Annotated in this window: 14 protein-coding genes; 4 read left to right on the top strand and 10 right to left on the bottom strand. The window is 59.7% G+C overall.

Annotation, left to right across the window (positions count from 1 at the left end; genetic code table 11):
• Positions 1-96: 96 nt before the first annotated feature.
• The 4 genes from ACNY69_RS09280 to ACNY69_RS09265 all read right to left on the bottom strand — a co-directional run bounded on the left by ACNY69_RS09280 (position 97) and on the right by ACNY69_RS09265 (position 4,707).
• Complete coding sequence (locus ACNY69_RS09280; protein ID WP_111140529.1) at positions 97-1,473, bottom strand: nucleobase:cation symporter-2 family protein; 1,377 nt, start codon at positions 1,471-1,473, stop codon at positions 97-99.
• A 180-nt stretch (positions 1,474-1,653) separates the two neighbouring features.
• On the bottom strand, positions 1,654-2,352 hold the full coding sequence (bioD, locus tag ACNY69_RS09275) for a dethiobiotin synthase (RefSeq protein WP_111140530.1): 699 nt from the start codon (positions 2,350-2,352) through the stop codon (positions 1,654-1,656).
• A gap of 113 nt (positions 2,353-2,465) precedes the next feature.
• Positions 2,466-3,683 (bottom strand): sugar metabolism global transcriptional regulator Mlc, encoded by a 1,218-nt coding sequence (gene mlc, locus ACNY69_RS09270; RefSeq protein ID WP_111140531.1) that lies wholly within the window; start codon positions 3,681-3,683, stop codon positions 2,466-2,468.
• A 133-nt stretch (positions 3,684-3,816) separates the two neighbouring features.
• Positions 3,817-4,707 (bottom strand): LysR family transcriptional regulator, encoded by an 891-nt coding sequence (locus ACNY69_RS09265; RefSeq protein ID WP_111140532.1) that lies wholly within the window; start codon positions 4,705-4,707, stop codon positions 3,817-3,819.
• Positions 4,708-4,801: 94 nt separating this feature from the next.
• Between ACNY69_RS09265 and ACNY69_RS09260 the strand changes: the two genes are divergently transcribed.
• The 3 genes from ACNY69_RS09260 to ACNY69_RS09250 all read left to right on the top strand — a co-directional run bounded on the left by ACNY69_RS09260 (position 4,802) and on the right by ACNY69_RS09250 (position 7,876).
• Positions 4,802-6,052, top strand: coding sequence for an MFS transporter (locus ACNY69_RS09260; RefSeq protein WP_418798042.1), 1,251 nt, complete (start codon positions 4,802-4,804; stop codon positions 6,050-6,052).
• Positions 6,053-6,211: 159 nt separating this feature from the next.
• Complete coding sequence (locus tag ACNY69_RS09255; protein WP_111140534.1) at positions 6,212-6,472, top strand: hypothetical protein; 261 nt, start codon at positions 6,212-6,214, stop codon at positions 6,470-6,472.
• Between the two features lie 219 nt (positions 6,473-6,691).
• A complete protein-coding gene (locus ACNY69_RS09250; protein WP_111140535.1) occupies positions 6,692-7,876 on the top strand; it encodes a sugar transporter in 1,185 nt (394 codons plus the stop codon).
• A 77-nt stretch (positions 7,877-7,953) separates the two neighbouring features.
• Here ACNY69_RS09250 and bhsA (ACNY69_RS09245) read toward each other — a convergent pair whose 3' ends face one another.
• Positions 7,954-8,211 carry a multiple stress resistance protein BhsA gene (bhsA, locus tag ACNY69_RS09245; RefSeq protein WP_293770092.1) on the bottom strand — a complete coding sequence of 86 codons (258 nt, stop codon included), beginning with the start codon at positions 8,209-8,211 and terminating at the stop codon, positions 7,954-7,956.
• A 49-nt stretch (positions 8,212-8,260) separates the two neighbouring features.
• Positions 8,261-8,518 (bottom strand): multiple stress resistance protein BhsA, encoded by a 258-nt coding sequence (bhsA, locus tag ACNY69_RS09240; RefSeq protein WP_111140537.1) that lies wholly within the window; start codon positions 8,516-8,518, stop codon positions 8,261-8,263.
• Between the two features lie 306 nt (positions 8,519-8,824).
• On the opposite strand from bhsA (ACNY69_RS09240), the gene ACNY69_RS09235 reads away from it, so the two are divergent.
• Positions 8,825-9,475 (top strand): TetR/AcrR family transcriptional regulator, encoded by a 651-nt coding sequence (locus ACNY69_RS09235; RefSeq protein WP_367395501.1) that lies wholly within the window; start codon positions 8,825-8,827, stop codon positions 9,473-9,475.
• A 33-nt stretch (positions 9,476-9,508) separates the two neighbouring features.
• Here the strand turns inward: ACNY69_RS09235 and rhaM are convergent, their stop codons facing one another.
• The 4 genes from rhaM to rhaB are packed head-to-tail and all read right to left on the bottom strand — an operon-like array spanning position 9,509 to position 13,387.
• Positions 9,509-9,823: an L-rhamnose mutarotase gene (gene rhaM / locus ACNY69_RS09230; RefSeq protein ID WP_111140539.1), complete on the bottom strand. Its 315-nt coding sequence runs from the start codon at positions 9,821-9,823 to the stop codon at positions 9,509-9,511.
• Positions 9,813-10,655: a rhamnulose-1-phosphate aldolase gene (gene rhaD, locus ACNY69_RS09225; protein WP_418798036.1), complete on the bottom strand. Its 843-nt coding sequence runs from the start codon at positions 10,653-10,655 to the stop codon at positions 9,813-9,815. The genes rhaM and rhaD overlap by 11 nt, the downstream gene beginning before the upstream one ends.
• Positions 10,656-10,665: 10 nt before the next feature.
• Positions 10,666-11,922, bottom strand: a complete 1,257-nt coding sequence (locus ACNY69_RS09220; protein WP_111140541.1) for an L-rhamnose isomerase — start codon at positions 11,920-11,922, stop codon at positions 10,666-10,668.
• Entirely contained in the window at positions 11,915-13,387 is a 1,473-nt protein-coding gene (rhaB, locus tag ACNY69_RS09215; protein ID WP_367395502.1) for a rhamnulokinase, read from the bottom strand. The genes ACNY69_RS09220 and rhaB overlap by 8 nt, the downstream gene beginning before the upstream one ends.
• Positions 13,388-13,598: the final 211 nt, after the last annotated feature.

Below are 13,598 nucleotides of genomic sequence, written 5' to 3'. Positions count from 1 at the left end.
GTTGGGTGACGCCATCCCTGGCCCGCTATGCTTTGCTAACAATAATGGCGCCCTTCGCGTGAAATTCTGCATTGCCTGTCTGGATCGTCAGGCAGTTTAGCTCTCCGTCAGCCTCTCCGCCTCAGCGGCTTCTGCCATCTGCCCTTCGTCCGGCAGGACCAGGTTCAGCCCGATCGCCAGGAGGCCGCCGGTCGTCACCGCATGGCCGAACAGGCTGTTAATCAGCGGCGGGAACTGCTTCAGTACCTCCGGCACCGCTTCTACCCCCAGGCCGATACCAAAGGCGATGGCCACAATCAGCATCTCGCGGCGGCCCAGCGGCCGCTGCGTCATCACCCGGATACCGGCGGCCACCACGCTGCCAAACATCACGATGGTTGCACCGCCCAGCACCGGCGGCGGGATCTGCTGCAGCAGCGAGCCGATAAAGGGAAAAAGCCCCAGCAGCGCCAGCATAATCCCCAGCAGCATACCCACGTAACGACTGGCGACACCGGTCATCTGGATAACGCCGTTGTTCTGAGCAAAAGTGGTGTTGGGAAAAGCGGAGAACACCGCAGCCAGCACGCAACTCAGGCCGTCGGCGACGATGCCGCCCTGCAGCCGCTGCTGAAACGGCTTGCCAGTAATCGGCTGTTGCGAGATCAGGCAGTTGGCGGTGAGATCGCCCACGGCCTCGATCACCGCAATGACGGCGACCAGGGCGATGGGCAGGAAAATCGTCCAGTCGAAGGCAAACCCAAACCGGAACAGGGCCGGCAGCACGATCCCGTGCTCCGGCGTTATCATCTTCAGTGGCAGGTGCCCGGTTAAGGCCGCCGCCACGCACCCTGCCGCGATACCGGCCACCACCGCCACCAGCCGCGCCCAGCGGTTACGCGCACGGTTCAGCGCCACGATCACCAGCAGCGTCAGCGCCCCCAGCGCCAGGTTGCCGGGCGATCCAAAATCGGCGGCGTTATGGCCGCCCGCCCAGTCGGTGATGCTGACTTTGATCAGGCTGATGCCAATCAGGGTGATTACCGTGCCGGTCACGACCGGCGTCAGCACGTTGCGCAGCGAACCGACGCAGCGGCTGATCAGAATCGGGATCAGCGCCGCCACCAGGTTACAGCCAAACAGCATCGCCATAATCTCTTCCGGTGAACCGCCACGGCCTTTCACCATCAGTCCGCCGGACAGAATCACCCCCAGAAAGGCGAAGCTGGTGCCCTGCAGACAGATCATCCCGGCGCCGATGCCCCCGATACGCCGGGACTGTAAAAAAGTGCCCAGACCAGAGACAAACAGCGACATGCTGATCAAATAGGGTGTATAGGCCTGTAGCCCCAGCACTGAGCCGATGATCAGGGGCGGCGTAATAATCCCGACCACGCTGGCCAGCAGATGTTGCAGCGCGGCGATGAATGCCGGGACGGGGCCAATGCGGGCATCCAGCCCGTATAACAAACCTTGCTCGTGCGAGTGCGACATAATGATGCTCCACCTCTGGATGATAAGTGGAGGTAATGCATTTTCTGCGCCATGACGCTAGTAACTCGCACTATTCTGATTAGCGCATTGATTTAAAAGAGGAATTAAGCAAAGGAAGACAGCGATAAGCCTGAAACTTTAGGCTCATCGCTGACTGAGATGAAGAGATTTGTTTCATAATCAGGCGATCTTTGCACTCACAGCGTGCAGATCGCTCTGCTCCAGCAGGGAAATATCAATATAGGGGGTCAGATCACGCTGTTCGGCACGCGGCAGGTAAGGCAGCTCGCCCAGCCGCGGCGCGGCAATCTTTTCACGCAGAACCTCAATGATGTCGCTGTAGTGGGCCAGCCCCGGGTTGATGCGATTCGCGACCCAGCCCACCAAAGGCAGCCCATCCCGGGCTATCGCCTCTGCCGTTAACAGGGCATGACTGATACAGCCTGACTGAATGCCGACCACCATCACCACCGGCAGTTGCTGCTCCACGACCCAGCAGGAGAGCGGACGGCCATCATTCATCAGACTGCGCCAGCCGCCTGTGCCCTCCACCACCACCCGTTCGGCCTGCTGCGACAGGCTGAGGAGTCCCCGGGTCAGCAGTCCATAATCGATGTGCTGACCGGGATGGGTGCAGATCTCCTCCTCCTGAAAAACCAGCGGGTTAATGGCCTGATAGGGCAAATCCAGGGATGAGGCGCTCTGCAGCACCTGGGCATCTTTATTGCGCAGGCCATCAGCGGTGCTGGCCGCACTTCGCGCGACAGGCTTGTAGCCGACGGCGCTCAGCCTGTGGCGGATAAAACTCTGTAACAGGGCGCGTGACACTACCGTTTTACCCACTGCGGTGTCGGTGCCGGTAACAAACAGTCTGTTCACTCCACTTCTCCTTTTGGACCGTTGCGGTTAATCGGTGATTAACCTTGTTGCGAACCGGCATTCTAAAGAATGGAGGATGAGAACAGATTGCGTTAGCGCAAGATTAAGCCCGCTTAACCTTGCAACAGTTTCACTAACAGATGACCGCTGTAGAGCGCATCTTTGATCAGCGCCGCTGCGCCCAGCGTTCCCGGCTCGCTGAATTCCGTGGGTGCCAGCTGGATCGTCGCGCTGTAGGCAGGCAGTGACTGCTGCAGGATGGTGTTACGCACCGCCGGAAACAGCACATCGGCAGCCGCGTTAAGGGGAGAACCGATAAGAATATGTTGTGGATTAAAGATGTTGACCATCATTGCCAGGATCCGGCCAACGTGATGTCCTACGCTGGCGATGGTGTCGCGCGCCAGGCGATCGCCTGACTGGGCGGCTGCACACAGTGACTGCAGCGTCAGCGGCTGCGCATTGAGCAGGCTGTCAGGCTGCGCAGGCAGACGCTGGGCCGCCAGCGCCAGCAGGCTGCCGGTGCTGGCTACGGTTTCAAGGCAACCATGATTCCCGCAGTAGCACTGCTGACCGTAGGGATCAATCTGCGTATGTCCAATCTCGACCAGCGCCCTGCCGCTTTTATGCAGCAGCTGACCGCCGCTGATCACGCCAGCCCCCACCGTTTCATCAATCACGATCTGGATAACATCCTGCGCGCCGCGTGACGCGCCAGACAGCGACTCTGCCAGCGTCCAGGCTGAAATATCATGCTGCACAAAGACCGGCAGCCCGGTACGCGACGCCAGCGCATCGCCCAGCGGCATATCACGCACCTGATAACCCGGCAGCCGGTGCACCACGCCGGACGCGGCATTTATCAGTCCGGGCAGCGTGATGGCAATAGCCGTCAGACGCTCCAGCTTCCTCTGGTGGCGGATAAAGAAGGCATCGACCTGTTCAATCAGCGCGTTCAGCAGCGGCTGCGCAGACTCATCCGGCAGCGGCAGGCTCTCTTCTGCCAGCGCACGGCTGCTGAGATCGCGCAACGTAAAGGTCATGGCGCCGCGATGCAGGCGGATCGCCAGATAGTGCCAGGCGTCAGTGTCCAGAATCAGGCCAATCGCCGGGCGACCGCGACTGCCCGGCTCCTGAAATTCGGTCTCCTGAACCAGATGGGCATCCAGCATTTCCCGCACAATTTTGGTAATGCTGGCCGGGGCGAGCTGGGCGCGGCGGGAGAGTTCGATGCGCGAAATGGGACCGTGAAGGTCAATTAATCGATAAACGACGCCTGCATTGGTCTGCTTGATCTGGTCAATGTGGCCAGGTTGACTGTCCGGATTCACAACCCTGCTCCCGGTTATTTTCGCGCTTCTAAATAAAGATGCGCCATGGTGATGCAGATCAGGCAACAGCGTCAAATATTTGATTAAATATGTGATTTATCGCACAGAATGATGAGATGTGGCGGGGGTTTCATCACCGCTTTGTCTGCAGCAGCGCCATCATGTTCTCCATCTGTGCACTCTTCTCGCGGGCGGCTGACCAGACCAGCCAGAGTTCAGAAATCGCATCCTCTTCCGTTAAGGGCAGCCAGACCAGGTCACTCAGCCGCGCCCGGCGAAAGGAGGCGGGCAGTATGGAGACGCCCAGACCGGTCGCCACCAGCCCCAGAATCGTCATCGCCTCGCCCACCTCCTGGGTGATATAGGGCTTAATGTGATAACGGTGCAGCAGCGCCAGAATGTCGCTATAGAGCGCGGTGCCCCCCTGCGGATCAAAAAAGACAAAGGGCTCAGTGGCCAGGGCCGACACCGAGATGCGCTCTGCGCTGGCCAGCGGATGCGCCTTGTGTACCACAGCACACAGCGGCTCACTCAGCAGTAACTGATGATGCAGTCCAGCGGGCAGCGACGTGTTGCGCATCACGCCGAGATCGAGCCGTCCATCCAGCAAGGGCGCCAGCTGCTGGCGGGTGTTGATCTCCTGCATCTGGATGTGCACCTGCGGCCACTGCTGCCGGAAACGGTAGAGGGCGTCAGAGACCGCTGCGGTAAAGGGTGCGGAGGAGGTAAATCCAATGCGCAGCTCTCCCTCTTCGCCACGGTGCAGTCGGGCGGCGCGGTCGGCGGCCTGCTCAACCTGCAACAGAATCGTCCGGGCATCGCTCAGCAGCTGCGCACCCGCCGCCGTAAGCTGCACGCTGCGGTTAGTGCGATGAAAAAGCCTGGCGCCGGTTTCCGCCTCCAGCTGGATGATCTGCTGACTGAGCGGGGGCTGAGAGATATTGAGCCGCTGCGCCGCCCGCCCGAAATGGAGCTCTTCTGCCACCGCCACAAAGTAGCGCAGATGCCGCAGTTCGATATTCATATCTTAAACGTCTTATTTGAGATTATTAATATATTAGACATCATGATGCCGCTTTCCTAAGCTGACGACAGTTTTCTGACTTTAAGGAAGATGTGTGAGTCGCTCAATTCAGGCCACGGCAGATGACGACGCGGCGCCAGGTGCGCCTGCGACCACTGCGGCTTCAGGTTATATCCGCCGGGGTACGCCCCAGTTTATGCGCGTGACGCTGGCGCTGTTCTCTGCCGGACTGGCCACGTTTGCCCTGCTCTACTGTGTTCAGCCAATCCTGCCGGTTCTGTCGCAGCAGTTTGGCGTTTCGCCCGCGGCCAGCAGTGTGTCGCTCTCGATCTCCACCGGGCTGATGGCGCTGGGGCTGCTGGTCACCGGACCGCTCTCGGATGCGATTGGCCGCAAATCGGTGATGGTCACCGCCCTGATGCTGGCGGCGCTCTGCACCCTGCTCTCGGCCACGATGACCAGCTGGCACGGCATTCTGCTGATGCGGGCGCTGATGGGGCTGTCGCTCAGCGGCGTCGCGGCGGTGGGTATGACCTACCTGAGCGAAGAGATGGATGTGCGGGTCGTCGCCTTTTCGATGGGCCTCTATATCAGCGGGAACTCGATCGGCGGGATGAGCGGCCGTCTGCTGAGCGGGGTGCTGACCGACCTGTTCACCTGGCGGATTGCCGTGGCGGTTATCGGCTGCTTCTCACTGGCGTCGGCGCTGATGTTCTGGAAGATCCTCCCTGCCTCGCGCCATTTTCGCCCCATCCCGCTGCGTCCGCGTAACCTGATGATTAACTTCCGGCTGCACTGGCGCGATCCCGGCCTGCCCTGGCTGTTTGCCGAAGGATTCCTGCTGATGGGGGCCTTCGTCACGCTGTTTAACTATATCGGCTACCGTCTGCTGGAGGCCCCCTGGCATCTCAGTCAGGCGGTTGTAGGACTGTTGTCAGTGGTCTACCTGACCGGATCCTGGAGTTCACCCAAAGCGGGGGCGCTGACCAGCCGCCTGGGACGCGGGCCGGTGATGCTGGGTGCCACCGCGATGATGCTGCTGGGCCTGCTGATCACCGCCTTTAACGCTCTCTGGCTGATTCTGCCTGGCATGATGCTGTTCACCGCCGGTTTCTTTGCCGCGCATGCCGTGGCCAGCGGCTGGATTGGCCCGCGCGCGCGCCGGGCCAGGGGCCAGGCCTCCTCGCTCTATCTGTTCAGTTACTACGCCGGTTCCAGTGTGGCGGGTACGCTGGGCGGCTTCTTCTGGCATGAGTATGGCTGGCGTGGCATAACGCTGTTTATCAGTTTCCTGTTGATCCTGGCGCTGCTGGTCGCCTGGCGGCTGCACAGCAAAAAACTCTGACGAATCCCGCCGGAACCCGGCTTTGTACCGGGTCTGGCGGTATCCTGTCCCGACCCTATCCTGCCAATCCGCTCACCACAACGCGTGCATTTCCCGCTATAATCGTTCGTATTGAAATAATTCGTCTGCTTTGCCTTTTCACGGCAACAAGGAACGCCTGTGGCCCTCTACTATTACGTCAATAAACAATCGGGATATAACAATAACCATGTGGTGCATGCGGCGGGTTGCCCCTGGCTGCCGGACATGGATAACAGACTGTTTCTGGGCAGTTTTTACCATGTGAACGCCGCCATCCTGCAGGCAAAAAAATATTATGCGGGTGCCATTGGCTGTGAGAACTGTTGCCCGCTTAACCATCATGACGCACCGGACGGTCAGCAAAGCGTGGCCCTGAAGCACACGCCCTTTTCCCGCTAGTCAGAGAGGCGGAAGGTGGCGACGCGCGACGGCCGTAAGGCACCGGGCAGCTATCCCGCCTCACCGCTGAGGATGCGAAAATTTCCGTATTAAAAATGCGTTTCAGGGTTCCTCTTCCCGCTTTATTCACTACAATGTTCAGTAATTTGTGACACAAGTCACTTTCGCGGGATGGTCTGCCCCATCCTTACCCGCCGTACTGACTGATTTGACACCTTAATGCAACCAACAACTGTTTCACGTAAAACGGCCTGGCTTCGCGTCGTCCTGCTGGCCATCGCCGCGTTTGTTTTTAATACCACCGAATTTGTGCCGGTTGGCCTGCTGTCCGATATCGCGGCAGACTTCTCCATGCAGACGGCGGATGTCGGGATTATGCTGACGATCTACGCCTGGGTCGTTGCCCTGCTCTCCCTGCCGCTGATGCTGCTGACCCGCAACGTCGAGCGACGGCTGCTGCTGGGCGTGCTCTTCGCCGTCTTTGTCATCAGCCATGCGCTCTCTACCGTCGCCTGGGATTTCTGGTCGCTGATGGTCTCCAGGGTGGGTATCGCCCTGTCGCACGCCGTGTTCTGGTCGATTACCGCCTCACTGGCGATTCGTGTAGCGCCAGCCGGTAAGAAGACGCAGGCGCTCAGTATGCTGGCGACCGGTACGGCCCTGGCGATGGTGCTGGGTGTGCCGATTGGCCGCGTGGTGGGTCAGTATCTGGGCTGGCGCACCACCTTTGGCGCGATTGGTCTGTCGGCGCTGGTGCTGATGATTATGCTGGTGCGTATCCTGCCGCGCCTGCCCAGCGAACACACCGGTTCCCTTAGCAGCGTGCCGATGCTGTTTCGTCGCCCGGCGCTGGTCAGCATGTATCTGCTGGTGACGCTGGTTGTCACCGCGCATTACACCGCCTACAGCTATATCGAACCCTTTATGCAGAACGTGGCGCAATCCAGTGGCAACTTCACCACTCTGCTACTGCTGCTGTTTGGCTCTGCGGGCATTGTCGGCAGTATTCTGTTCAGCACGCTGGGCAATAAATTCCCCTCTGCGCTGCTGATCGCCGCAATCGCGCTGATTACCCTCTGCATGGGACTGCTGATTTTTGCGGCCATTCGCCCTGCCGCCATTTCAACGCTCTGCATTGTCTGGGGGATGGCGATGATGATGATCGGTCTGGCGATGCAGGTGCGGGTTCTCTCGCTGGCGCCGGATGCCACGGATGTGGCGATGTCGCTGATGTCCGGCATCTACAACATCGGTATCGGCGCGGGTGCGCTGCTGGGCAATCAGGTCAGCCTGCATCTGGGCATGGCTGAGGTCGGCAATGTCGGCGGGATGATCGGTCTGGTCGCCCTGCTCTGGTGTGTCTGGATCTTCCGCCGTTATCCGCAGCTGCGCAGCAACGGCTGAATCCCGCTGCACGCATAAAAAAGGCTTCAGATACGCGGGTTATCTGAAGCCTGTTCACTACAATCCGTGACTGACACTTATTTATAGAGAATGGCGGTGCCATGAAGGTTGTTGCTGCCAGAGGTCGAAGTGATGCGGAAAGACTTTGCTCCGGCATCGCTGGCCTTTTCTGACAACTGCTGCTCCAGCGACGTCAGGCTGGTGCTGCCTGTTGCGCTGATTACGCCTGTTTTCTGCTGATCCAGCGGGATCGTACTGACCTGCTGCGCGGCAACGCTGGCAAAAGAGAAGCCGCTCAGCAGCGCCGCCGCCATAACAATCATGATTCTTTTCATGATGCCTGCACTCTGATTTTCAACGCGCTTATCGGCGGAAAACGCTTCCTTACTGGTAGATCACCGCAGTGCCGTGCAGCTTGTTCTGGCCGCTGGTTGAGGTGATACGGAACGATTTTGCGCCAGCTTCATCTGCTTTCGCACTCAGCTGTGCTTCAACCGAGCTCAGGTTGCTGCCACCCTGAACCGCGATGGTGCCAACAGGCTGCTGACTGGCAGGTTCGCTTGTGACGAGATCGGCGGCTGAAGCGCCAAAAGTCAGGGTAGTCAGTGCCAGTGCCGCCAGAGTCGTTTTGATAGTGTTCATAATAATCTCTCTTGAGTTAGTCAGTTCATTGGGTCTGAAACAGGTTGCCGCTATTTAATTAACGACCGTTAAATAAATGATAGATCCTGCCGCTGCCGGTCGTCAATATTTATTTAATGAGCGTTATTTTATTCGCGAAGCAGCGTGATTATGGGCTTCAGGCCCTTTTCTGACTTAACCTCAGGGGCGAAAACGGGGTGCGAACGCACAAAATGGCAACCGCTGTCACGCTCACTTTCTGCGGGCCTTGCAGATTTTTATAATGATCGGTAATTTAATACTCTGTTTCAGAACAAGTGAGGATGTATGAGCCAGGTTCAGGATTGCGATGTAAAGAAATGCCGTGGCCGGCCCAAAGTGTTCGACCGCGATGCCGCTCTCGATAAAGCACTGACTCTGTTCTGGACCCACGGCTATGAAGGAACCTCTCTGGCTGACCTGGTGGCGGCAACCGGCGCAAAAGCGCCCACGCTCTACGCCGAGTTTGTGAATAAAGAGGGATTGTTTCGTGCGGCTATGGATCGCTACATAGAGAAGTTCAGCGCAGAGCGTCAGGCGGCGTTAGCCGATGACCAGCTGGCGGTGGAACGGGCTATTGAAGCCTATTTCCGCGCCACCGCAGCCTGTTTCACCGAGCGCGATTCACCTGGCGGCTGCTTCTTTATCTGCACCTCTTCCGCGCTGTCGGCGGCGTCCACCGAGATTGCCACGATGCTGCAACAGCAGCATCAGTTGCAGGAGCAGGGACTGAGTGAGTTCCTGCTGGCGCGCCAGCAACGCGGAGAACTGCGGGAATCGGTCAATATTGCTGCGCTCTCCCGCTATCTGGGCTGTCTGCTGCAGGGGATGTCGGTGCGGGCGCGTGAAGGCGCAGAGCGTGAGGATCTGGAGAGCATTATAGAAACGTTAATGGCGATGTGGCCAACCCTGACGGGTGTGTGCCGGGCCAGAGCGTGAGGAATCAGGGCGGCATGGCCGCCCTTCTTATTTTCAGCTCAGGAAGAATACCGGTTTTAACGGCTGGCTGACCGGACTGTTGTCGGCATTCGACGGCATCAGATCCTTCATTGAGGCCCACCAGCGCTGGCAGACCTCCGTCTGCGCCACCGCGTTCCAGCGCGCTTCTGACTCGATCTCCACGCTGGCAAACAGCAGGTTTCGCCCGGCGTCCAGCCAGATGGCGTAGTTATGTGCGCCATGCGCTTTCAGGGTCGCGGCCAGCTCAGGCCAGATCGGTGCGTGACGGCGCTCATACTCCGCATGACAGTCAGGCTTCACCTGCATCACAAAGGCTTTACGCAGCATTGGCTGGCCCCACATCCAGTGCCGGTTGCCACGGCGTGACGCCAAAGCGCTGGCCCAGGGCAACCAGCTGTTCGGTGGTGATGCTCTGCCGGATGCCGCCCATCGACAGCACTTTCACGATCACTTCAGACGATTTCTCCGCCGTATCGATGAGACCAAAAGCTTCATCCAGCGTCGGACCGGTGCCGAAGATACCGTGGAACGGCCACATCACCAGGGTATGTGACTGCATCTGCGCGGCGGTCGCCGTGCCAATCTCATCGGTGCCCGGCACCATCCACGGCAGTACACCAACGCCATCCGGGAAGACCACCAGACATTCGGTGCTGCCCTCCCAGAGCAGCCGCGTCAGCCGGGCAGAATCGAGCGCAACGACATAGCTCAGGGCCATGAAGTTGGTGGCGTGACAGTGCATGATCACCCGATCCGCGCCCCCGCTGACCGCTTTGCGCACCGCGTGAGACTGAAAGTGTGACGCCAGCTCCGAGGTCGGCAACCCGCCGTTCGACAATCCCCAGTGAATTTTAAACGAAAGCCCTTTGTCATCGACCTGCAGCAGCGCCAGGCAATCCGCCGGGTCAAGCTGGACGTTCCGCATGAATTTCCCCGAGCCGGTGACCAGAAACCACTCATTTGCCAGCGCCGGTGCGGGCTGGCTCAGCTCCACGCAGCGCGGCGACGGGTAAAAGTCAGCGGCAAAGGGGCGAACCTCCTCCTCGCGCAGTCGCAGGCTGACGTTGCCGCCGTTTCGTTCATCCCAGCCCTTCAGCCACATATCGCTGGTCGCTTTAACCATTCCTTTAACAAACCCGGAAGAAAGAATGCTTTGCATAGTGAAATCCTTAACGTTGGCTCAAGATCTGTTGTTCATAATGGCGGACATCGCCTAACCAGCTGGCATCCGCCGGGACGTCATGCCGCAGGCACCACGCCTCCCAGACCGCCTGCCACGGCAGGGATTTCTGCTCTTCCAGCAGCGCCAGCCGGGCGGTGTAGTCGCCGCTGTTCTCGGCCTGGCGCAGACGGCTGGTCGGCTCCAGCAGGGCGCGCAGCAGCGCTTTCTGGGTGTTGCGTGTGCCGATCACCCAGGCGGCGATGCGGTTGATTGAGGCGTCGAAGAAGTCGAGCCCGATATGCACCTTATCGAACAGCTGATGACGGACAATCTCACTGGCGATCGCCTGGGTTTCATCATCCAGCAGCACCACATGGTCGCTGTCCCAGCGTACCGGACGGCTGACATGCAGCAGCAGGCGCGGCACGTAGAGCATGGCCGCCGAGATTTTGTCGGAGATCACTTCGGTGGGATGGAAGTGACCGGCGTCCAGGCAGAGCGCCGTCTGGCGGCTGGCGGCGTACCCCAGGTAAAACTCATTGGAACCGACGGTGTAGCTCTCTGCGCCAATGCCGAACAGCTTGCTCTCGACCGCATCGATATGGTGCTGCGGGTTGAGTTTCTCCGAAATCACCTCATCCAGGGCGCTCAGCAGACGCTGACGCGGTGCCAGCCGATCCACAGTGATATCTTTCATACCGTCTGGCACCCAGATATTCATCACGGAGGGCGTACCGAGCTGCTCACCAAACGAAGCGGAGATACGACGGCTCGCCTTGCAGTGGTCGATCCAGAACTGACGCACACCCTTATCGGCGTGCGACAGCGTAAAGCCGTCGGCGCTCAGCGGGTGCGAGAAGCAGCTGGGGTTGAAATCCAGCCCCAGCTGACGCTCTCTGGCCCAGGCCACCCAGTTAGCAAAATGCGCGGGTTCGATCGCATCCCGCGCGACCGGTCTGTCGCTTTCCAGATAGAGCGCGTGCAGGTTCAGGCGCTTCATCCCCGGGATCAGAGACATCGCCTTGTCGATATCGCTGCGGAGTTCGCTGGCATTGCGTGCCCGGCCAGGGTAATTGCCGGTCGCCTGAATGCCGCCGGTTAAGGTGGCCTGCGGATTTTCAAATCCCCGGACATCATCGCCCTGCCAGCAGTGCATAGAGACCGGAATCCTGTCCAGCTGGCGAAGCGCCTGTTCAGCATCCACCCCACTGTCGGCGTAGCGTTGTTTAGCCAGTTCAAAAGCCTGTTCAATCTGCTTAGTCATAAGCGGGTTCCTTAGCGGGTTGACTCAGCGTCGCGAAGCGCGCCTGACTGGCGCGGAAAACGCTGTTCGGTTGCGGGTCGAAGGTTTCAAGCGGGAAATTACGGGTTACGGCGCTGCGAAAATCGGCCACGTCGGTCAGTTCACCCAGCGCAATCAGCTGACCGCCAACGTTGCCCAGCGTCGAGGCTTCAACCGGCCCGGCCAGAACCGGGATCTGGCAGGCATCGGCGCAGAGCTGATTCAGGAAGCGGTTCTGACTGCCGCCACCGACCACATGCAGCTGAGTGAAAGGCTTGCCACGCAGCGCGGCCAGCTCCAGCATCACCTCACGGTAGAGCAGCGCCAGGCTGTCGAAGATGCAGCGCGCCAGGGCCGCAGCCGATTGCGGCACCGGCATCCCCTGCTCTGCGCAGGCGTTCTGGATCTCTCCGACCATGCTGCCGGGATTGATGAAGCGATCCGCGTTGGGGCTGATGAGCGAAACACAGGCAGGCTGACGGGCCGTCTCGTCGATCAGCGTGCCGAGATCCTCAATCTGCAGTTCGGCACAGATACGCTGCAGCAGCCACAGCCCCATGATGTTTTTCAGCACGCGATACCCCTCCGCGCCACCCTCATTGGTGATGTTGGCGCGCAGCGCGGCTTCGCAGGCATAGGGCTGCAGGCTTTCAAAGCCCATCAGCGACCAGGTGCCGGAGCTGAGATAGGCCGCATCCTCCTGCATCAGCGGTGTCGCCAGCACGGCGCTGGCGGTATCGTGGGTGGCGACAGCGATCACCGGCACCGCCATTCCGGTACGGTTGAGCCAGTGGCCGACGGTGTTGCCGGGTGCCTGCGGTTGCCTGAACCAGTGCGGCTCTGCGCCCGCCCAGGCCAGCAGATCACGATCCCACTCGCCGGTGTGAATATTGAGCATCTGCGTGGTGGTGGCGTTGGTGTACTCCCAGTTCAGGTTGCCGGTCAGACGGTAGTGGAGATAGTCGGGGATCATCAGCGCGTGAGCCACCCGCGCCTGCCAGTCGGGCTGCTGCTGATGCAGGGCGCGCATCTGATAGAGCGTATTAAACGGCAGAAACTGAATCCCGGTCCGGGCATAGATGGCGCTGCGGCTCAGCGCCACTTCAGCCTGCTCCATCAGCCCGTGGGTACGTGCATCGCGATAGCTGACCGCTTCGCCCACCCGTTCGCCCTCTGCATCCAGCAGCACCATATCAACGCCCCAGGTGTCGATCCCGATACTGTCAGGCACGATCCCCTCGTCATCCAGTTGCGCCAGCCCGGCGCGTATCTCCTGTTCCAGCCTCGCCAGATCCCAGCAGTCATAACCGGCACAACGCTGACGCTGATTTTTAAAGCGCCGCACCTCACGCAGCCTGAGCTGACGCTCTGCGGGATCCCATCCGGCGAGCATGACGCGACCGCTGGATGCACCGAGGTCGATAGCAACAATGTTTCTTCGGGTCATGGCGGTGTTTCCCTGTGATTAAGTGGTCAAAGAGTAAAAATCTGGCCGGATGAAGACCTTCCCCGGAGTGCCAGCGGCAGAAGTGCGCTGGCAGACCTGCAAAGAACTTCGTGAGGGAGATCACAGAGGCCACATGCAGGAGGATGTGACCCCTGCCGCAAATCTGTTAACTCCCGGGGATATCTTGAAAAATCAGCACGATTCCTGCTGA

Origin of the sequence: Pantoea graminicola, from assembly GCF_048452665.1 — a bacterium.
Lineage (GTDB): Bacteria > Pseudomonadota > Gammaproteobacteria > Enterobacterales > Enterobacteriaceae > Pantoea.
This window is presented reverse-complemented; position numbering and strand designations above follow the sequence as displayed.

Bases quoted from the DNA above. Each gene is read 5' to 3' on its own strand.
- ACNY69_RS09265 (WP_111140532.1), bottom strand. From the start codon at position 4,707: ATGAATATCGAACTGCGGCATCTGCGCTACTTTGTGGCGGTGGCAGAA.
- bhsA (WP_293770092.1), bottom strand. From the start codon at position 8,211: ATGAAAAGAATCATGATTGTTATGGCGGCGGCGCTGCTGAGCGGCTTC.
- rhaB (WP_367395502.1), bottom strand. From the start codon at position 13,387: ATGACCCGAAGAAACATTGTTGCTATCGACCTCGGTGCATCCAGCGGT.
- ACNY69_RS09280 (WP_111140529.1), bottom strand. From the start codon at position 1,473: ATGTCGCACTCGCACGAGCAAGGTTTGTTATACGGGCTGGATGCCCGC.
- rhaD (WP_418798036.1), bottom strand. From the start codon at position 10,655: ATGCAAAGCATTCTTTCTTCCGGGTTTGTTAAAGGAATGGTTAAAGCG.
- bhsA (WP_111140537.1), bottom strand. From the start codon at position 8,518: ATGAACACTATCAAAACGACTCTGGCGGCACTGGCACTGACTACCCTG.
- rhaM (WP_111140539.1), bottom strand. From the start codon at position 9,823: ATGCTGCGTAAAGCCTTTGTGATGCAGGTGAAGCCTGACTGTCATGCG.
- ACNY69_RS09250 (WP_111140535.1), top strand. From the start codon at position 6,692: ATGCAACCAACAACTGTTTCACGTAAAACGGCCTGGCTTCGCGTCGTC.
- ACNY69_RS09235 (WP_367395501.1), top strand. From the start codon at position 8,825: ATGAGCCAGGTTCAGGATTGCGATGTAAAGAAATGCCGTGGCCGGCCC.
- ACNY69_RS09220 (WP_111140541.1), bottom strand. From the start codon at position 11,922: ATGACTAAGCAGATTGAACAGGCTTTTGAACTGGCTAAACAACGCTAC.